16 protein-coding genes are annotated in these 19,804 nt (G+C 67.6%); 1 reads left to right on the top strand and 15 read right to left on the bottom strand.

Annotated features, from left to right (window positions below):
• Nucleotides 1-15: 15 nt before the first annotated feature.
• The 9 genes from QWJ38_RS15550 to mutS form a co-directional block, all read right to left on the bottom strand.
• Nucleotides 16-1,692, bottom strand: coding sequence for a bifunctional metallophosphatase/5'-nucleotidase (locus tag QWJ38_RS15550; protein WP_290360024.1), 1,677 nt, complete (start codon nucleotides 1,690-1,692; stop codon nucleotides 16-18).
• Between the two features lie 170 nt (nucleotides 1,693-1,862).
• Nucleotides 1,863-2,531 carry an AAA family ATPase gene (locus QWJ38_RS15545; RefSeq protein ID WP_290360023.1) on the bottom strand — a complete coding sequence of 223 codons (669 nt, stop codon included), beginning with the start codon at nucleotides 2,529-2,531 and terminating at the stop codon, nucleotides 1,863-1,865.
• Between the two features lie 4 nt (nucleotides 2,532-2,535).
• Entirely contained in the window at nucleotides 2,536-3,174 is a 639-nt protein-coding gene (gene pnuC / locus QWJ38_RS15540) for a nicotinamide riboside transporter PnuC (RefSeq protein WP_290360022.1), read from the bottom strand.
• Nucleotides 3,175-3,184: 10 nt separating this feature from the next.
• Nucleotides 3,185-3,454, bottom strand: coding sequence for a septum formation initiator family protein (locus QWJ38_RS15535; protein WP_290360021.1), 270 nt, complete (start codon nucleotides 3,452-3,454; stop codon nucleotides 3,185-3,187).
• Nucleotides 3,455-3,508: 54 nt separating this feature from the next.
• Nucleotides 3,509-4,795: a phosphopyruvate hydratase gene (eno, locus tag QWJ38_RS15530; protein ID WP_290360020.1), complete on the bottom strand. Its 1,287-nt coding sequence runs from the start codon at nucleotides 4,793-4,795 to the stop codon at nucleotides 3,509-3,511.
• A gap of 90 nt (nucleotides 4,796-4,885) precedes the next feature.
• A complete protein-coding gene (locus QWJ38_RS15525) occupies nucleotides 4,886-5,176 on the bottom strand; it encodes a DUF1330 domain-containing protein (RefSeq protein ID WP_290360019.1) in 291 nt (96 codons plus the stop codon).
• A gap of 23 nt (nucleotides 5,177-5,199) precedes the next feature.
• Nucleotides 5,200-6,849, bottom strand: a complete 1,650-nt coding sequence (gene pyrG, locus QWJ38_RS15520; protein WP_290360018.1) for a CTP synthase — start codon at nucleotides 6,847-6,849, stop codon at nucleotides 5,200-5,202.
• 55 nt (nucleotides 6,850-6,904) lie between these two features.
• The gene (locus QWJ38_RS15515) at nucleotides 6,905-7,756 is read right to left on the bottom strand and encodes an alpha/beta hydrolase (protein ID WP_290360017.1); all 852 of its coding nucleotides are present in this window, start codon (nucleotides 7,754-7,756) and stop codon (nucleotides 6,905-6,907) included.
• Nucleotides 7,753-10,347, bottom strand: coding sequence for a DNA mismatch repair protein MutS (gene mutS, locus QWJ38_RS15510; protein WP_290360016.1), 2,595 nt, complete (start codon nucleotides 10,345-10,347; stop codon nucleotides 7,753-7,755). Before mutS ends, QWJ38_RS15515 begins: the two co-directional genes overlap by 4 nt.
• A gap of 106 nt (nucleotides 10,348-10,453) precedes the next feature.
• Here mutS and QWJ38_RS15505 point away from each other — a divergent pair, with 106 nt between their 5' ends.
• Nucleotides 10,454-11,500, top strand: coding sequence for a hypothetical protein (locus tag QWJ38_RS15505; protein ID WP_290360015.1), 1,047 nt, complete (start codon nucleotides 10,454-10,456; stop codon nucleotides 11,498-11,500).
• Nucleotides 11,501-11,608: 108 nt separating this feature from the next.
• On the opposite strand, the gene QWJ38_RS15500 is transcribed toward QWJ38_RS15505, so the two are convergent.
• The 6 genes from QWJ38_RS15500 to QWJ38_RS15475 all read right to left on the bottom strand — a co-directional run bounded on the left by QWJ38_RS15500 (nucleotide 11,609) and on the right by QWJ38_RS15475 (nucleotide 19,778).
• The gene (locus QWJ38_RS15500; protein ID WP_290360014.1) at nucleotides 11,609-14,392 is read right to left on the bottom strand and encodes a hypothetical protein; all 2,784 of its coding nucleotides are present in this window, start codon (nucleotides 14,390-14,392) and stop codon (nucleotides 11,609-11,611) included.
• Nucleotides 14,393-14,469: 77 nt separating this feature from the next.
• Complete coding sequence (locus tag QWJ38_RS15495) at nucleotides 14,470-15,093, bottom strand: hypothetical protein (protein ID WP_290360013.1); 624 nt, start codon at nucleotides 15,091-15,093, stop codon at nucleotides 14,470-14,472.
• Nucleotides 15,094-15,178: 85 nt separating this feature from the next.
• A complete protein-coding gene (locus tag QWJ38_RS15490) occupies nucleotides 15,179-16,354 on the bottom strand; it encodes a tetratricopeptide repeat protein (RefSeq protein WP_290360012.1) in 1,176 nt (391 codons plus the stop codon).
• Complete coding sequence (locus QWJ38_RS15485; RefSeq protein WP_290360011.1) at nucleotides 16,351-17,274, bottom strand: ExeA family protein; 924 nt, start codon at nucleotides 17,272-17,274, stop codon at nucleotides 16,351-16,353. Before QWJ38_RS15485 ends, QWJ38_RS15490 begins: the two co-directional genes overlap by 4 nt.
• A gap of 24 nt (nucleotides 17,275-17,298) precedes the next feature.
• Nucleotides 17,299-19,335 (bottom strand): secretin GspD/PilQ domain-containing protein, encoded by a 2,037-nt coding sequence (locus tag QWJ38_RS15480; protein WP_290360010.1) that lies wholly within the window; start codon nucleotides 19,333-19,335, stop codon nucleotides 17,299-17,301.
• Complete coding sequence (locus QWJ38_RS15475) at nucleotides 19,332-19,778, bottom strand: hypothetical protein (RefSeq protein WP_290360009.1); 447 nt, start codon at nucleotides 19,776-19,778, stop codon at nucleotides 19,332-19,334. The genes QWJ38_RS15480 and QWJ38_RS15475 overlap by 4 nt, the downstream gene beginning before the upstream one ends.
• Nucleotides 19,779-19,804 lie beyond the last annotated feature (26 nt).

Raw genomic sequence — 19,804 nt, 5'->3', positions numbered from 1 at the left:
GTCAGTTGAGGCATGTCAGTTAAGACGGATGACCCGGTCCAGCGCCGGCGGCCGGGTCAGCGGCCGCGCCTGCAGGTACTCGACCAGGGCCTCGATGTCCATGATGCCGATGCGTCGCTCGCGGCCGACGCCGAATTCGGCGAAACCCGCGAAGCCGTCGCCGCCGGCGGCCAGGAAGGCGCTGACGGTGACGCGGTAGAGCGCGTCCTCGCGCAGCGGCTGACCGTTCAGGCGCAGGCTGTCGGCGACAACGCGCTGGCCGACCGGCCGGGCGGCATCCCATTGGTAGGCAAAGCCCTCGGAGACCTGCAGCGGCCGCGGCTTGGGCTGGTTCAGCCATTGCTGCTCGAGCACCTGGCGCAGCTCGGCCGGCGTCAGGCTCAGCGTGAGCAGCTGGTTGTAGAAGGGCTGGACGCTGAAGGCATCGCCATAGCTGACCTCGCCCTGGCCCTGGAAGTTGAGCGCTGCGCGGGCGCCGCCGATATTGGTCAGCGCGATCTGGGCGCCACCGCGCTCGGGGGCGCGCGTCGCCGCCAGCTGGGCATCGGCCAGCAACTGCCCCATGGCCGTCGCGCCGGCGGCGTTCTCGCTGCGCGAGATGGTCTCGCTGATGCGGCCGACGATGCGCTTGGCCAGCGGTGCGGCCAGCGCGTCGTACTCGGCGATCAAGGCCGCCTGCGCCGCATCGGCCGCATAGCGCTCGGCGCTGACGATGCGGTTCTGCGCCGCGATCGCGGTGATGTCGCCGCTGCGCCGGTCCAGGCTGAGGTCGATGTCGGTGAGGACGGTGCCGTACTTGTCGGCGCTGGTGACCGTGCGGCCGTCGATGCGGCAGTTGTAGGCGCGGTGCGTGTGGCCGCTGATGATCAGGTCGACCGCCTTGTCTAGCTTCTTGACGATATCGACGATGGGCCCCGAGATGCCCGGGCATTCGTTGTAGTCGCCGCTCGGGTAGCCGCCCTCGTGGATCAGCACGACGATGGCCTCGACGCCCTGGGCGCGCAGCTCGGGCACCAGACGGTTGACGGTCTCGGCCTCGTCGTCGAAGCGCAGGCCGGCGACGCCGCTGGGCGTGACGATGCCCGGCGTGTCCTTCAGGGTCAGGCCGATGAAGCCGATCGGCACGCCCTCGAAGCGGCGGATCTCATAGGCCGGCAGCAGGGTCTTGCCGGTCTGCAGATCCCAGGTGCTGGCGGCCAGGTAGTGGTAGCCGGCGCCGGTGAAGGGGCGCGGGCCCTTGCAGCCCTCGACCGGATGGCAGCCGCCATGCTGCTTGCGCAGCAGCTCGACCTTGCCATGATCGAACTCGTGGTTGCCGACGGCGCTGATCGCCAGGCCCATGCGGCTCAGCGACTCGATCGTCGGCTCGTCATTGAACAGCGCCGACAGCAGCGGACTGGCGCCGACCAGATCGCCGGCGGCGACGAAGACATGGTTCGGGTTCTGCGCCTGCAGTTCGCGCACGGCGCTGGCCAGATGCGCGGCGCCACCGGCCGCGATCGTCAGCGTCTTGGCCGGATTCTGCGGATCGCGGATGCGCAGGCCCTCGCCGGGCGGCTGCAGATTGCCGTGGAAATCATTGATCGCCAGCAGCTTGACCTGGAGCGGCGCGGGCGGCGTCGGCGGCTGCGCACAGGCCCCGAGCAGCAGGGCGAGAGTGGCGGCAAGCAGGCCGGTCTTGAGCTTGGACATCGTGAGGAACCTTGCTATCTCAGTTTCCATTCCGTCGGTACTCGGGCCGAGCGCCGGGCCGCTCCCAAGCCGGCCCGCGCCGGCGATGTGCTTGCCGGTCGATCCGGCAAGCATCGCCGCCCCCGCGGGGGACCGGACAAGCTAGTCCTTGGACGAGGGGCGGTTTCATCTCAGGCGCTGCGCTGCCGCATCGCGTGCTCGCATTCGGGCACGTCGCAATCGCAGGTCCAGCGCCATTCGGGCAGGGCGGCCTGGCGCCGGGCCATGCGGGTGAACAGGCCCTGGCGGGGCAGGGCGCGGCCGGCCAGCAGCGGGGTGATGGCGTCGAGCGCCGCATCGACGCGCCGCTGGCCCTGGCCCGACACGATGGACCAGGACAGGCCTGCGTCGAGCAGGGCGGCGCGGATCAGCGCATCGACCGGTTCGCGCACATGCGCGCCGTCGCGCATGCCTTCGTCGGCCTGCCAGGGCAGGTCCAGCGCGGTCAAGAGGGTCAGGTCGTAGCCGCGGTGGGCCGCCAGCGCGGGCGCCATCAGGCTGCGGTCGGCGAACAGGAATTCGCTGTAGATCGCCGTCATCAGCGCCGTGGTGTCGCACAGCACCAGCTCATGCGTCTGCGCGGCGTCGTCGATCGCTGCTGTCTGTGCGGCGGCAATGGCGGCCTGCTCCTCGGGCCGCGGCGTGCGGCCCTCGCGCTCGCACCAGGCGCGCAGCAGCTCGGGCACGGCAACGCAGCGCAGGCCGGTGCTGTCGGCCAGTTGCTCGGCCAGCGCCAGGGCCAGCGCCGTCTTGCCGGTGCTTTCGGCACCGACGATGGCGATCCGCAGCGCCCCGCTCATCGCCTCAGGCCGCCAGAGCGGGCTGCAGCTGGCGCTGCCAGGCACGCCAGCCGGCCACCGACATCGGGATGAAGACCGCGTAGAGCACGACGGTCAGCCAATAGCCCTTGTAGGCGAACAGGGCGACGCTGACCACGTTGACCAGCACCCAGACGCTCCAGTTCTCCTGGTATTTGCGACCCAGCAGCCATTGGCCCAGCAGGCTGGTCACGGTCGGGAAGGCGTCCCAGTAGGGCAGCGGCGAATCGGTCTGGTGCTGCAGGAACAGGCCCAGCACCGGCCAGGCGGCCAGGGTCAGCAGCAGGGCCAGGGCCAGGCCTTGCCGGTCCAGGCGCCGCACGCGCAGCTTCTCGCCGTCCGCGCCCTTGCCGCGCAGCCATTGCCACCAGCCCCAGAGCGCGAAGGCGGCAAACAGCAGCTGCAGCGAGGCCTCGCCATAGAGCTTGCCATCCCAGAACAGCAGGAAGTAGAGCAGCGAGCTGAGCAGGGCCAGCGGCCAGGCCAGCGGGCGCACCCGCATATTGCAGACGACCATCCACAGCGCCAAGGCAAAGGCGATCAGCTCGGTCCAGCTGATCGGGCTGCCCAGCAGCGTGAAGGCGGGCGCGAACAGGGGGTGCAGCAGCTGCAGCAGCGCGTCCATGCGGGCGGGCTCAGCGCTGGACCTGGACGTAGATCTCGTCGGGCTTGATCATGCCCAGCTCGAGCCGCGCCTTTTCCTCGACCATCTCCAGACCTTCGCGCAGATCGCGCAGCTCGGCCTCCAGCTGCGCATTGCGCGCACGCGCCTGCTCGTTGGCCGCCTGGGCGCGGGCCAGCTCGGCGCGCAGCTGCACCCCGCGCGGCAGGCCGCCCTTGCCCAGCCAGAGCTGGGCTTGGATGCCGACCAGGAAGGCCGCGAGGATGATGCTTAAGGCGCGCACGGCAGGAGTGTAGCCGCGGCCCGCGCGACGGCGGGCCAGGGCTTTCGGCAGGGCTTATTTGAGGTTGTAGAAGGCGGCGCGGCCCGGGTAGCTCGCGATGTCGCCCAGATCTTCCTCGATGCGCAGCAGCTGGTTGTACTTGGCCATGCGGTCCGAGCGCGACAGCGAGCCGGTCTTGATCTGGCCGGCGTTCAGGCCGACGGCGATGTCGGAGATGGTCGAGTCCTCGGTTTCGCCCGAGCGGTGCGAGATCACGGCCGTGTAGCCGGCGCGCTTGGCCATCTCGATCGCGGCGAAGGTCTCGGTCAAGGTGCCGATCTGGTTGATCTTGATCAGGATCGAGTTGGCGATGCCCTTCTCGATGCCTTCCTGCAGGATCTTGGTGTTGGTGACGAACAGGTCGTCGCCGACCAGCTGCACCTTGGCGCCGAGCTTCTCGGTGATGTGCTTCCAGCCGTCCCAGTCGCCTTCGGCCATGCCGTCCTCGATCGAGATGATCGGGTACTTGTCGACCCAGGTGGCCAGCATGTCGGTCCACTGCTCGGCCGTCAGCTGGATGCCGCCTTCGCCTTCCAGCACGTACTTGCCGTCCTTGTAGAACTCGCTGGCGGCGCAGTCCAGGCCCAGGGCGATCTGCTCGCCGGCGGTGTAGCCGGCCTTGTCGATCGCTTCCAGGATCAGCTGGATCGCGGCCTCATGGCTCTCGACGCTGGGGGCGAAGCCGCCCTCGTCGCCGACGGCGGTCGAGATGCCCTTGTCGTGCAGGATCTTCTTCAGCGCGTGGAAGACCTCGGCACCCCAGCGCAGCGCTTCGCGGAACGAAGGCGCGCCGACGGGGATGATCATCAGCTCCTGCAGGTCCAGCGAGTTGTTCGCGTGGGCGCCGCCGTTGATGACGTTCATCATCGGCACCGGCAACTGGCAGCCGTTCATGCCGCCGAAATAGCGGTACAGCGGCAGGCCGCTTTCTTCAGCGGCGGCACGGGCGACGGCCATCGAGACGGCCAGCATCGCGTTGGCGCCCAGGCGGCTCTTGTTCTCGGTGCCGTCCAGGTCGATCAGGGTCTTGTCGAGGAAGGCCTGCTCGGAGGCGTCCAGGCCCAGCACGGCCTCGGAGATCTCGGTGTTGATGTGCTCGACGGCCTTCAGCACGCCCTTGCCGAGGTAGCGGCTCTTGTCGCCGTCGCGCAGCTCGATCGCTTCGCGCGAGCCGGTCGAGGCGCCCGAGGGCACGGCCGCGCGGCCCATCACGCCGCTTTCCAGCAGCACGTCGCATTCGACGGTGGGGTTGCCGCGGCTGTCGAGGATCTCGCGGCCGACGATGTCAACAATGGCGCTCATTCAAGGGTCTCCAGGAGGTTGTGAATTCGGTAGGCGCAGATGGTGCCGGGCTTTTGTTACCCGCGCTGAACAAGACGCAGGCGGCGTGGCTCAAATGCCGTCCAGGATCACCATGCGCATCAGTGCCGCGCCCTCGCGGGCCTGGCGGGCCCGACTGTATTCGGGCGAGTCGTAGAAGGCGCGGGCGGCCGCGGTGCTCGGGAACTTCAAGAGCACCATGCGGTCCGGCGTCCAGTCGCCCTCCAGCACCTCCACCTGGCCGCCGCGCGCCAGCACCTCGACGCCGTGGGCCAGGAAGGCCGCCGACGAGAACTTCTTGTATTCCTCGTACTGCTGCGGGTTGGTGACGCGGACGTTGGCGATGATGTAGGCGGCGGGCATGGTAGTGGGCTTTTAAGCTTGACTCAGGCGGCCTTGGCCTTGTGATCCAGCGCCGCCTTGATGAAGGCGGTGAACAGCGGGTGGCCGTCCCAGGGCGTCGACTTGAATTCCGGGTGGAACTGCACGCCGACATACCAGGGATGGACCTCGCGCGGCAGCTCGACCATCTCGGTCAGCTTCTCGCGCTGCGTGATCGCCGAGATCACCAGGCCGGCGTCCTGCAGGCGGTCGAGGTAATGCTCGTTGGCCTCGTAGCGGTGGCGATGGCGCTCGGTGACGACATCGCCATAGATGTCGTGGGCCAGGGTGTTCGGCTTGACGTCCGAGCTCTGCGCGCCCAGGCGCATCGTGCCGCCGAGGTCGCTCTTCTCGTCGCGCTTCTGGATCGTGCCATCGGCGTCCTGCCACTCGTCGATCAGGGCGATCACCGGGTGCTGGGTCTGCGGATCGAACTCGGTCGAGTTCGCGCCGGTCAGGCCGGCCTTGTTGCGCGCGTACTCGATCGTCGCGACCTGCATGCCCAGGCAGATGCCCAGATAGGGCGTCTGGTGCTCGCGGGCGTACTTGGCGGCCAGGATCTTGCCCTCGACGCCGCGCTTGCCGAAGCCGCCCGGCACCAGGATCGCGTCGTACTGGGCCAGCTGATCGATGTTGTCGGCGTTCAGCAACTCGGAGTCGACGTACTCGATCTTGACGCCGGCATGGTTGTGGATGCCGGCATGGCGCAGCGCCTCGTTGAGCGACTTGTAGCTGTCGCTGAGATCGGTGTACTTGCCGCACATCGCAATCGTCACCTGGCGGGCCGGGTTCTCGACCTCGTGCACCAGCTTGTCCCAGCGCTTCAGGTCGGTGCTCTTGGTGTTCAGCTGCAGCTTGGTGCAGATCAGCTGGTCCAGGCCCTGCTCGTGCAGCACGCGCGGCACCTTGTAGATCGTGTTGACGTCCCACATCGAGATCACGCCGTACTCGGGCACGTTCGTGAACAGCGAGATCTTCTCGCGCTCGTCGTCGGGCACGCGGCGGTCGGCGCGGCAGATCAGCGCGTCCGGCTGGATGCCGATCTCGCGCAGCTTCTGCACCGTGTGCTGGGTCGGCTTGGTCTTCAGCTCGCCGGCGGCGGCGATCCAGGGCACATAGGTCAGATGGACGAAGGCGACATTGGTCGGGCCCATCTTCAGGCTCATCTGGCGTGCGGCCTCGAGGAAGGGCAGGGACTCGATGTCACCGACGGTGCCGCCGATCTCGACGATCGCCACGTCCACCGCTTCCGGCGTGCCGTGACCGGCACCGCGGCGGATGAAGTCCTGCATCTCGTTGGTGATGTGCGGGATCACCTGCACCGTCTTGCCGAGATAGTCGCCGCGGCGCTCCTTCTCCAGCACCGACATATAGATCTGGCCGGTGGTGAAGTTGTTGCTCTTCTTCATCCGCGTCGTGATGAAGCGCTCGTAATGGCCCAGATCGAGGTCGGTCTCGGCGCCGTCGTCGGTGACGAAGACCTCGCCATGCTGGAACGGCGACATCGTGCCCGGGTCGACGTTGATATAGGGATCGAGCTTGATGAGGGTGACTTTGAGGCCGCGCGATTCGAGGATGGCAGCCAGCGAGGCCGATGCGATGCCCTTGCCGAGAGAGGACACCACACCGCCGGTGACGAAGACGTATTTGGTCATGTCTTGCAGCGCCCGTTCCGGTGGTCCTTAAGGGCGCTGTGGTGGGAAATTGCGATTATAGCGAGGCGGCTTGTTCGCCACCCTCATGCCGCTCGGCCCGGAAGGCCTCGAGCATCTGCAGCGCCAGCGCCGCCGTGTCGTCGGGGCGCTCGAAGGGGTAGAGGTGGCTGCCCTCCATCCAGGCGAAGTGCTTGCGGGCCAGGGCCTTGGACGCGGCCGCGCCGGCGCGGCGCAATTCCTCCGACTGCGTGCCGGCGACGAAGCCGACCGGACAGCGCGGCGGATGGCGGCGCAGCAGGCCTTCCAGATGATGCGGCAGGGTGTCGTAGATGCGCGTCTCGACCTCGCGGCGGAAGCTCAGATGCACGCGGCCGTCCTCGCGCTCCTCGAAGCCGCTGTCCACATAGTCCTGCAGCACGCGCGGGTCCCAGCGGGCGAATTTGTGCTTGCTGGCGAAGTGCTGGTGCACGGCCGCGCGGTCCGGCCATTCGTGGCGGCGCTGGCTGGAGATCTTGCCCGGCGAGACGCGGTGCATCAGCCGAGTCGCCTTCATCACCTGCACGCTGTGCGCCTTCCAGCCGGCGACGATGGGGCTGTCCAGCAGCAGCAGGCCCTCGGCCAGATCGGGGCGCTTGCTGGCGGCCAGCAGGCTCAGGATGCCGCCCAGCGAATGGCCCACCAGCATGACCTGGCCCTCAGGCCGGACCTCGCGCTCGATGAAGTGGATCAACTGGTCGCGCAGATGGCGCCAGTTGCTGGTGACCGGATAGGCCGGGTCATGGCCGAAGCGGGGCAGGGCATGGACCTCCCAGCCGGCCGCGCGCCAGATCTCGAACAGCACGCGGTAGCAGCCGGCCGGAAAGCCGTTGGCATGCGAGAAGACGATGGTGCCGGCGTGCTTGCTCATTGCAGGCTCAGCTTCTTCAGCCGGTAGACCAGTTCCAGCGCCTCGCGCGGCGACAAGGCATCGGGGTCGACGGCGGCCATTGCCTCGTCGAGCGCGCTCGGCGCCAGCGCCGTAGCGGCCTCCGCCTGCGGCGGCGCGGCGAACAGATCGATCTGCGCCTGGCCTTCCAGCGCGCGCGATTCCAACGCCTCCAGGGTCGCGCGGGCCTGGCGCACCAGCGAGGCCGGCATGCCGGCCAGGCGCGCCACCTGCACGCCATAGCTGCGGCTGGCCGGCCCGGGCTGGATTTCGTGCAGGAAGACGATGTCCTCGCCGCTCTCGACCGCCGACACATGGCAGTTCAAGGCCTGACCATGCTTGGCCGGGAACTCGGTCAGCTCGAAGTAATGGGTGGCGAACAGCGTGAACGCGCGGGTCTTGTCGTGCAGATGGCTGGCGATCGCGCTGGCCAGGGCCAGGCCGTCGAAGGTCGAGGTGCCGCGCCCGATCTCGTCCATCAGCACCAGCGATTGCTCGGTCGCGCCGTGCAGGATGGCCGCGCCCTCGGTCATCTCCAGCATGAAGGTCGACTGCGCATTGGCCAGGTCGTCGGCCGCGCCGATGCGGGTGTGGATCGCGTCCATCGGCCCGAGCCGGCAGGCCGTCGCCGGCACATAGCTGCCGATCGCCGCCAGCAGCGCGATCAGCGCCACCTGGCGCATGAAGGTCGACTTGCCGCCCATATTCGGGCCGGTGATCACCAGCATGCGGGTGCGCGCGTCGAGCCGGCAGTCGTTGGCCATGAACTCGCCCGCGCCGGTCTCGCGCAGCCGCGCCTCTACGACCGGATGCCGTCCCGCCGTGATGTCGATCGCCGGCTGGTTGACGAACTCGGGCCGGCACCAGTTCAGCATCGCCGCCCGCTCGGCCAGGGCGGCCAGCGCGTCCAGGCTGGCCAGCGCGCGGCCCAGCGCCGTCAGCGTCGGCAGCTCCTCCAGCAGCTGGTCCAGCAGCAGCTCGTACAGGTATTTCTCGCGCGTCAGCGATCGCTCCTGCGCCGACAGCGCCTTGTCCTCGAAGGCCTTCAGCTCGGGCGTGATGTAGCGCTCGGCATTCTTCAGGGTCTGGCGGCGCTGGTAGTCCATCGGCACCTTGTCGACCTGGCCCTGGGTCACCTCGATATAGAAGCCGTGCACCTTGTTGTACTGCACGCGCAGATTGGCGATGCCGGTGCGCGCGCGCTCGCGGCTTTCCAGGTCAAGCAGGAAGGCGTCGCAGTTGTTCTGGATGCCGCGCAGCTCGTCCAGCTCGGCATCGAAGCCGTCGGCGATCACGCCGCCGTCGCGCAAGAGCACGGCCGGCTCCTCGGCGATCGCATGGCGCAGCAGCTCCTCGATATGCGGGGAGGCGCGCAGGCCGGCGGCCAGGCCGTCGATCAGCGCGCTGCCGGCCGGCAGCGTGCGCAGCAGCTCGGGCAGCGCCTGCAGCGTCGCGCGCAGGCCGGTCAGCTCGCGCGGCCGCACCTGGCGCAGCGCGGTGCGGGCGGCGATGCGCTCGACGTCGGACACGCCGCGCAGCGCCTCGCGCAGCGGCTCGTAGCCGCCGTCCAGCAGCGCGGCGATCGCCTCGTGCCGCGCGATTGCCTCGCCGCGTTCGCGCCTCGGATGCAGCAGCCAGTGGCGCAGCGCGCGGCTGCCCATGCCGCTGCGGCAGCTGTCCAGCAGCGAGAGCAGGGTCGGCGCGGTCTCTCCGCGCAGGGTCAGGGTCAGCTCCAGATTGCGCTGCGTCGCCGGCGGCAGGTCCAGCAGCTCGGAGCTGCGATGCACCTGCAGGCTCTTCACATGGGCCAGCGCGCGACCTTGCGTGTGCTCGGCATAGCTGAGCAGCGCGGCGGCGGCGGCGTGGGCGGCCGGCAGCTTGTCCGCATTGAGGCCCTGCAGGCCGGCGACGGCCAGCTGTTCGCAGAGCTTGCGTGCGCCCAGCGCCGAGTCGAACTGCCAGCTCGGGCGGTTGGTGATCGGCGCGCGTGCGGCCAGCACCGCGGCCGGCTGCTTCTCGCGATCGACCAGCACCTCGGCCGGGCTCAGGCGCGCCAGCCAGGAGGGCAGCTCGCGCTCGCTGCATTCGGCCAGGCCCAGCTGGCCCTGGGTCATCGACAACCAGGCCAGGCCCAGCGTCGTGCTGGCCCTGGAACCCTGGGCGACGACGGCCAGCAGCACCGAGTCCTGCTTGTCGGCCAGCAGCTCGCTGTCGGTGACGGTGCCCGGCGTGACCACGCGCACCACCTTGCGCTCGACCGGCCCCTTGCTCGTCGCCACATCGCCCACCTGCTCGGCGATTGCCACCGCCTCGCCGAGCTTGATCAGCTTGGCCAGATAGCTCTCCAGCGCATGCACCGGCACGCCGGCCATCACGACCGGGTTGCCGCCGCTCTGGCCGCGGCTGGTCAGGGTGATGTCCAGCAGCGCGTTGCATTTGCGCGCGTCGTCGAAGAAGACCTCGTAGAAGTCGCCCATGCGGAAGAACACCAGCACGTCCGGATGCTCCGCCTTCAGGCGGAAGTACTGCTGCATGACCGGGGTGTGGGCGCTGAAGTCGGGGGTCTGGGTCATCGGGATCTCAACATGAACAACAAAGCCCTCGGCAGAGGGCTTTGCGAGCGGCTTGCTAGTTTAAGCGGGCGGGGCTGCTATCGTTTCCTAAGGGAGGAAAGCAAGGATGCAACGCGAACGAAGGATCGCCGGCCTGCTGCTGGGCCTGCTGGCTCTGGCAAGCGCGGGCCCGGTGGCCGCGGAACGGCCTTCGGACTGCGAGCAGCTGGCGGCCGAGGCCCGGAGCTTGCCGGACTCGGCCTGGGCGGCCAGCCGGGAGCCGCTGGCGCCCTGGCTGCGGATCGACACGCGGCCGGCCGGGCCGCCGCCGTCCGCGCTGCAAGGCGAGCTGGCGCAGGACCGCGAGCTGAGGGCCGCGCTGTATGCGCTCGACTCCGGCGTGGTCGGTGTCGATCGCCTGGCCGGCAGCGATGTCTACCGCGTCTCGACCATCCAGGGCACGGCCAACTGCCAGTCCTCGGTCTTCGTCGAGGCCCGGCCGGGTCGTCCCTGGCGAAAGATCGCGGAGCCGGGAGCGGAGGTGCCCTGCGGAAGTCACAGCGGCTTCGGCCGGGTCTTCGCCCGGCCGGCCTTCGTCGTCAAGGCGATCGACCGGATCACGCTCGGCGAGCGCTACACGGTCGTGCCCTGGACCGGCCGCGGCTGGGCACCGGCCTGCACGCTGGCCTTGTCCTTTCGCAGGGCGCTGAGCGTCGCCGGCCAGTTCTGCCGCGACGAGGCCTCCTCGCTGTGCAAGGCCGGTCGCGCCATGGCGACCGAGATCGCCGCGGCCTACGAGACCGACCGCCATGGCGGGGCGCCCTTGGAGCCCCTGAGCTTCGCGTCGCCAGGGCAGCCGAGCGCCGAAGTATTGGCTGCCCTCGATCGCGCCGACCCGCGCTCGCCGCCCGACTTTCCGATCTTCGGCCTTGATCCGCGCCAGCGCGATGTCTTCAGGACTAACTACGCCAATGTCGAGCTGCGCCATCTGGCCCTGTGGCTGGACGGGCGCTGGTGGCTCGCCGTGGTCGGCCGTGGCGGCGTCGGCTGGCGCGAGGGGACGACGACGCTGCTGACCATCTTCGAAGCGCGCGACGGCGGCTTGCTGCCGATGGCCGGCTATCAGGTCGACGTCGATCGGGCCGGCTTGAACGAGGCAGCCGTCGCCAGGTGAGGGTAAGGAAGGCCGAGAACGACAAAGCCCTCCGTGGAGGGCCTTGTTTTGAGCAGCCGAACTCCGGGGGAAGCGCGCTCCCTGACGGCGGTCGCTGCTGGACGCAGGCTAGGGCACGGCGATCGTGAACGTCGTTGTCTTGGCCTTGACGGTCGCCGAGAGATCGACGAATTCGCCACCGCTGCAGTCCTTCAGCAGGATCTGGTGCAGCGTCGGCTCGGTGCTGTTGCCGACGACGGTTCCGCTACCGCCCAGGCTGGCCGTGCAGGTCCCGGTCGAGCTGGTCTGCCGTACGGCGACCTTCAGCGCGGCGTCGGCCGGCAGCGGGTTGCCGTTCCTGTCGGCCAACTGAACCTTCATTTCGTTGCGAGCGCAATTGATGAGTGCGGTCCTCTTGTTGCTGGGAATGGTCGAGTCATAGGACCGCGAATCGGCGCTATGGCCGCAGGCCGATGTCAGGGGCACGGTCGATGAATTGGGATATGCGATCTCGCCTCCGGAGAACACCATGACGATCGCGCGCCGCACCTTGGTCGGCGTGTAGAAACGCCCATCGGCCCTGACGCCCGACCCGTTCCAGGTTGCATTGCAGGTATTGGCGACCGACAAGCCTCTGTTCGTATTGTTGGGGCAGTCTTTCGTTCCCTCAGCTTCGCCGACCATGGCATAGCTGGCGTCGCCGTCCAAGGTATCGGTCTGGAGATTCTTGTACGAGGCGGTGAATATGCCGTCCTCGTCCTTGTCGAGGAATGGGCGTCCCAGATCTTCGAACTCGTCGACGCCTTCGTCGTAGACGTTGTTGTCGTTCTTGTCGATGAAATGCTCTTCGCCATCGGCCATGGCCAGCACGGTGACGCGCCCCGGCCGCGGATCCCCGCCGGTGATCCTCGATCCCAGCGGCCGGTAATCCTGGCCGATCAGATCGACCGAGCACCGGCCTGCACTGATGATGCAACTGCTCTGGCCATTCGAGTTGATCTGCCCGCCCTCGGCGACGAAGATCACCGGCGTGCCATCCGGAACCGGATTGCCTTGCCGGTCGGCCGCGAAGACGGTGATCGGCACGGTCAACCCGCTGAACCGGTCGGTGAATCCTGCGCCGACATAGAAATTCAGCTGCGCCGCACCCAGGTCGAAGAACCGCTGCGAGGGCAGGCCGGACTGCACGGTCAGCAGATTGGAGTCTGCACTGATCGTGCTTCCGTCGACGGTCGCGCGCACCTGTACCGTGCTCGGCTGCACACCGCTGCAGACCCGGACGGACACCTCACCGTTGCTGCCCGTCGAGCCGACCGGGTTGCCGGCGATGCCGCAGAAGTCGACGGCCTTCGAATTGAGGAAACCGAAGGAGACCCTTTGCCCTGCCACGCCTGTGCCGTTGTAGTCGAATACCTTGAAGGTCAGCAGCGACGTCCTCGGGCCGACCGAGTCTTTCATATAGATGATTTGCGGGTCGGCCTTGACGAACTTCAATCCGAACGCCGATGGCGTCGGCAAAGGGGTAACGGCATAGCCGGCTAACAGGGGCGCCGAAAGACCGGTCGTGTTGGCCTGTACCGTGCAAGCGCCTGCCGCCTGGGTCTGAATGACGGTGCTTGCCTTGCCCGTGCCATCTACACGCACGACGTCCGGCGTCGCCGTCCCGCAGGAACTGCTGAAGGCGACCGAGACGCTGTTCTGCGGAGCGGCTACTCCGTCGATCTGCGCATTGACGCCGACCGTAATCGCCTGGCCCAGCTGGACGGACATCGGTGTTGCAGACAAGCCTGTCAGCGACACCTTGCCCGGCGTGACCTGGAGGTCCATCGCATTCGTAACTTGTGCAGCGTCCGTATTCACCCTGGCGGTGGCCTTGACGACGCCATTGGAGGCGATGGATGCCGGCGTGATGGTGAACAGCGCAACGCCAAACTCGTCGGTCAGCTTCGACGAAGGAGTCACGACGGCCAAGGCATTGTCAAGAGAAATCTCCACGCGCTTGAAGGCTTGAGAATTCTGGGCGGTGACCTTGAGAGAACGCGGCTCGGTCTGAGAAAGGCCGGGGTTGCTCAAGACCTTGCCCTGAGCGTCAATGAGTTCCAGCTTCGAAGCGACAACGGGTGTCTGAGCCGCCGGAATCACCTGAAGATCGAGCGTTTTTGTGATCTGGGCTCCGTCCGTGTCCACCTTGACGGTGACCCTGACTGCACCGTTGGCGGAAGCAGATGCCGGTGCGATGGTGAACAGCGCAACGCCATTCTCACTGGTCAGCTTCGCCGTCGGAGTCACGACCGCAAGGGCATTGTCGAGAGAAATCTCCACGCGTTTGGACACCTGGGAATTCTGGGCTGTGATCTTGAGATAACGGGCGTCGGTCTGCGAAAGGTTGGGTGTGGTCAAAGCCAAACCCTGGGCATCGACGAATTCCAGTTTCGCCGCGGTGACCGGCGGCGTGGACGCCGGCACGACCTGGAGATCAAGCGTGTTGGTGACCTGAGCGCCGTCGGTATCCACCTTGGCCGTGACCTTGATGGCGCCGTTGGACGAGGTAGAGGCCGGTGCGATGGTGAACAGGGCAACGCCTTTTTCATCGGTCAGCCGGGACGATGGGGTCACGACGGCCAGCGCGGTGCTGTCGAGAGAGACCTCCACGCGTTTGTAAGGCTGTGAATTCTGGGCGGTAACCTTGAGATAACGGGTCTCGGTTTGCGACAGGGTCGGGGTGCTCAAGGCCGCCCCTTGCGCGTCAGCCAGCTCCAGTTTTGAAGCTATGACGCTTGGCGTTGGCGAAGAGGCTGCAGGGCTGCTGGGCGCCGTGTTCGACGATTGCTTGTCATTGCCGCTGAGCGCGCCGGTGGCGATATCGCCGCCGCCGCAAGCGGCCATCGCGGCACTCGCCAGCAGAGCGAGCAAGGTGCTTCTGTATCCCATCTACAACTCCCCCGATTTCGAATTGTTGGCGGCAGCAGGATCGGCGGCCATTCGCCTGCTCACGAATCGTCGCGCGTCTTGAACCGGCATTCCGACTGCTGGCATACGGTCCGCGCGGTGCGGCCGTCCTGGCAATAGGCAAGGTACTGGCTGACTCCCTGCTCCTTGTCCAGCAGCGAAGGGCGGGCCAGCGGCGTGCAGGAGGTGCGGCGCAGCAGTTCGACCGTGCGGATCTCGTCGTCGGGGATGGCCGGAACGGGCTGCACGACGCTCGCCGCTTTCACCTCGGCCATCTCGATCAGGTCCACCGAGATCAGGGGCGGATAGGTATAGACGGCGCCGCTAGCAACGTCGAGCCCGAAACCGATCGCGCCGCCGAGCAGGATATTGCCCAGCACCTTCATATTCGGTCCCGGCCTGATGACGTTCTCGGCGACCTCGAAGCCCGGCTTTTGGCATCGAATCGTCAGATCGCCGTGGCCGTGGGACACCGAAACCATCGCCGGCGTCACCACCCGAGATTCCCCGAACTCGTTCACCAGCAGGCAGCGAGCGCCGCTGACCTGCCTGCCCCCGCTGCTGGTTTCAATGGCGATCGACTGGTTCGCGCCGTCGACCACCGTCGCGCAGCCGGACAGCCCCGCCGCGAGTATCAAAAGGAACTGCGCTAGATATCGATGCATGGTCCCCCCCATAAGCAGGCTTGCCCAGCGACAAAGCTGCTCGTCCCTTGTTTGCTTGCAAGGCTCGGTTCCGTTTGCCGGGCGATCAAGGCCGCACCTGCGCCAGCCGCTGCTCGACAAATTCGTTCAGGCCCGGCGGCAGCAGTCCGCCGTCCCGCGCGCGCTGGAAGGCCTCGGCCGCGTCGGCGCGCTTGCCCAGGGCCTGCAGTGAGATGCCCACGCCCATCAGCCAGGTCGGCATCGCCGGATCGCTGCGCAGGGCCACCAGGTAATGCCCGACGGCATCCTCATGGCGCTGCGCGCGCTGAAGCAGGGCCGCATAGAAGGCGTGGTACTGCGGATCCTCGCCGGCCGCGACCAGGCCTTGCTCCAGGGTGAGCAGGGCGTTGGCGGTCTCGCCCTTTTCGAGCTGCAGCCGTGCCAGGGCCATGGCGAAGTCGCTGTTTCCCGCCTGCAGCTTCAGGCCTTCGCGCAGCAGGCCGGTCGCCTCATCGAAATGGTTGGCGTCAACCAGCATGCCGGCCAGCATCTGGCGTGCGGGCGCATTGCCGGCATCGGCCTCCAGCGACTTGCGCAGATTGGCCTTGGCATCCGCGTTGCGCCCTTGCTGGAATTCGACGACGGCCTGCTTGTAGAGGTTTTCCGAAAGCGTCTTGCGGCTGACCGTCTTCTGAAAGCCCGGTGTTGCAGCCGGCCGGGCCTCGGGCTCGTCGCGTGCCGCGAGCGTCGGGCCGGCGCCGGGCTTCCTGCCCGCCTCCGCGCGCGCCTCGGCATCGGCCGCTTGCGGCGGCATCTGTGGCGCCGCAAGCGACTGCGCTTGAGGCTGCGCTTGCGACTGCGCTTGCGGCTGCGCTTGGGGCTGCGCTTGGGGCTGCGCTTGGGGCTGCGCTTGGGGCGCCAGCGCCGACGGCTTCGCCGGCGCTTCCGATTTGACCGCCGCGGCGGCCAGCATCGTCGGTGGCGTCGGCTCGACGGCAGCGGGAGAAGAGGGCGGATGCGCGAGTGGCGGCGGCGGTGCCGAGATCGGCTCTGCGGCGAGCTGTGTCTTGACGCCCATGGGCACCGCGGTCTTGGGCGCCATCAGCATCCAGCCCGCCGCGGCGGTGGCCAGGCCAAGCCCGAGCAGGCCCAGGATGCGGATCGCGGGCGGTGAGGCTCGCTGCGCGGCGACCGTGCGCACTTCGCCGGCCAGCGGGTCCTTGCGCACCACCGTGGACTTTCGCTGGTCCAGGTTCTGCAGCATCTGGTTGATGACGCTCATAGTCGATTCATCCATCCATAGGCGGCGACACAGATGCCGAGCAGCACGAACAGCAGGAAGGCTGCCGCCGCCTTCTCGATTCCACGCTCGTTGCGCAGGGAGGCGGTGTCCCTGCTTGCCGCGAGCACATCCCAGATGTCCACCGACTGCTTGCCCTTGCCAAAGGCGCTCAGCAAGGTCTTGTGGGCGACGATATTGATCAAGCGCGGAATGCACTTGGTCTTGCGCTTCAGCAGCCACATTGCCGTCGCGCTGAACAACTGGCCGCCGCGGTAGCCGGCCACCATCATGCGGTGATGCAGGTAGTAGCTGAGCTCGGCGTGCGACAGGGGGCCGAGGTGATAGTCGAAGGTGATGCGCTGCTTCAGCTGCCGGATCGACGGATGGTTCAGCTTCTCCTCCAGTTCCGGCTGGCCGAAGATCACCACCTGCAGCAGCTTGTTCTTCTCGGTCTCCAGATTGGTCAGCAGGCGCAGCGCCTCCAGCGTCTCGATCGGCATGGCCTGCGCCTCGTCCAGGCACACGACGACGCGCCGCCCCTCCATCGTCAGGTCCACCAGCTTCAGGCTCAGCGCCTTCAGCAAGAGATGCTGCTGCTGATGGCCCTGGTAGTGGGCGAGCATGCTGGTGTCCAGGCCCAGCTCCGAGGCCAGTTCCAGGAACAGGGCCGTCGGTTCGAGATAGGGGTTCGGGATGTAGGCCACGACGAAGTCGGGCCCCAGGCTGGCCATCAGCTTGCGGCACAGCAGGGTCTTGCCGGTGCCGACTTCTCCGGTGATCTTGATGAAGCCCTCGCCGGTGCGGGCGGCGATCAGCAAGGTGTTCAGCGCCTCCTGCGAGGCGCCGGAGGAGAAGAAGTAGCTCGTGTCGGGCGTGATCCCGAACGGGAATTCCTTCAGGTCGAAATGATCGAGGTACATGGTGGATTGCCTCGGGCTGCGCCGTCAGGGTTTGGCCGTGCCCTGCGACAGCGTCGACAGCCGGCCCTCGGTGGCGGCAATCTCGCGCGCCCAGGTGCTCTCGTCCTTGATCACCGTCGGCTTCAGCAGGATCACCAGTTCGCGCTTGGTGCTGGCCTGGCCGTTCTTGCGGAACAGGGCGCCCGCCACCGGCACGTCGCCCGCGCCGGGGATCTTGGAGCGGTTGTCGGTCGTGCTTTCCGTCATCAGGCCGCCGATCACCACCATCATGCCGTCCAGGGTCTTCACGACGCTGTCGGTCTCGCTGATGCTGTTGACGGCGAAGGGCACCGTCGGTGCGTTCGGCGTCAGCAGGGCCACCTTCGATCGCTCGATGATCGAGTTCACCATCGCATGCACATGCAAGGTGATGCGATCGTTCTCGTCGATCTGCGGCGTCACGTCCAGCGCGATGCCGGAGAAGAAGGGCTGGTAGTTCAGCGTCGGCAGGCTGCTGTTCGAGATGCCGTTGGTCACGGTGGTGGTGCCGCCGCTGATGCTGGTGACGAAGGACTCCTCGGCGCCCACCTTCAGCACCGCCTTCTGGTTGTTCAAGGTCGCGATCCGCGGGCTGGACAGCACATGGACCTCGCCCTGCGTCTGCAGGAAGTTGATCAGTGCGGCGAACTGCGAGGTCTGGATCGCGATGCCCAGACCGGCCGTGAAGGCGTTCGATGCGCCGGCACCGACCAGCGAGGCGCCGAGCAGCGAGGCGAGGCTGGTGTTCGCCTGGGCGCCGCCGGGCGGGACGGCGCCCGTGCCACCGATCTGCGAACCATTGCCGACGATCTGGTTCGGGTCCAGACCGACCGAGGCGCGGTGCAGATTGTGGTTGGGGAAGGCGGCCCAGTTGATGCCCTGCTGGGCGTCGGTGTTCAGTTCGACGTCGATGATCTTGGCCTCGATGATCACCTGGCGCTCGATGTTCAGCTGCATCGTGCGCAGCATGCTTTCGACCTGACGCAGCTCGCGCGGCATGCCGCGCACGAGGATGGTGCCGCTCATCTGGTTGACCGTCATCGCCCGGCCTTCGCTGCAACCGTCGACGCCGCGTTGACGCTCGCCCTGCAAGGCATCGCCGACAAAGGACACGTCGGCGCGGCTGCCGCCGCCCGAACTGCCCGACCCGCTGGAGCCGGAGCTGCCCGAGGTCGTCGCCTTGGGGGCCTGCACGCGCGAGATCTGGCAGCCCAGCAAGGTGCGCAGCGAATCCTCCACCTCGCTCCAGATGTCGGACTTGGAGATCGTGCTCAGCGCGCTCGCCTGGATGGCCGAGAAGCTGCTGCCGGATGAAGAGCCTCCACCGCCGCCACTGCCGCCCGACGAGCCGCCAGAGCCGCCGCCGCCCGATCCGCCGCCCGACGAGGATCCCGTCGACGCGCCGCCGATGACCTGCAGATCGCTGACGCCGCGGCGCTGACCCAGGATGTAGTTCACCTGGTACAGCTTCGAGCGCAACTCCGGCGGGCGCACATAGATGCGCGTGCCCTCGACCTGGTATTCATAGCCATAGAGCTCGCGCACCGAGTCCAGCGCCTCGAACACCGTCACGTCCTTCAGGCGCACGGTCAGCAGCTCCTGCTGGCGCACCAGGGCCGCAGGTGCCGACACGCCGCCCGGCTGCAAGGCGTTCGGCGCTGCGGGCTCTCCCTGGGCCGCGCCGTGCATGCCCGGCGGATTGATCTTGGGGCTCAGCAGAATGCTGTAGGGCGTGTCGCTGACGATGGCCGTCAAGACCTGGCTGATCGGCGCATCGGTCACGACCAGATCGAAGCGCTGCTCCAGCTGCTTGGCCGAGGCCTTGGGCATGGCCGACGAGCGCAGCGGCGGCAGCAGCGCATTGCTGACGGCCTGCGGCGGCGCGGCCGTGGTAGGGGCCGGCGCCTGCCTGGGCCTGGGCTCGGCGGCCTGTCGCAGTTCCTCGCCGATGCGCTTCTGGGTGGAAACGTCCTTGGGCGGGTTCAGCGTGTCGCAGGCGCTCAACAGCATCGCGACCGACGACAACAACAGCACTGGCTTCATTGATCCTCCCCCTTGCGCACCGCGCCCGGTGCTTTTTTCTCGTTTGATTTCCTGGCCCGGGCCGTCTCGCCGGGCTTGGAGCCCGCTGACGCCTTCGGTGTCTTCACCACCGCGGGGCTCATGCTGAGCGTTTCGCGCTGGCCGTCCTTCAGCAGCACCACCCCGTTGCTGCGTATATCCAACAGTCGGGCGCCGTTGTGAATATTCCCAATCTTCAGGGTTTCACCGTCGATCACGGCCAGGCGTCGCGTCGGCCCAACGAGCGTGACGCGCAAGCCTGCTCCGGCGTCGCCCGCTGCTGCGTCGCTGCTGCTGCCGGTGCCCGGCATGCCGAAGGCGCCCGGCTGCGGGGTCAGCCAGTCGGCGCTGGAACGGGAGGTTTCGGCCGGCGGCTGAGGCTGCGCCATCGCCCCATGGCCCAGGCAGGCCAGCAGGACGAGCATCGAGAGGCGGCAAGTGTGGACTTGTC

Origin of the sequence: Roseateles violae, assembly GCF_030410485.1 — a bacterium.
Lineage (GTDB): Bacteria > Pseudomonadota > Gammaproteobacteria > Burkholderiales > Burkholderiaceae_C > Roseateles_D > Roseateles_D violae.
This window is presented reverse-complemented; position numbering and strand designations above follow the sequence as displayed.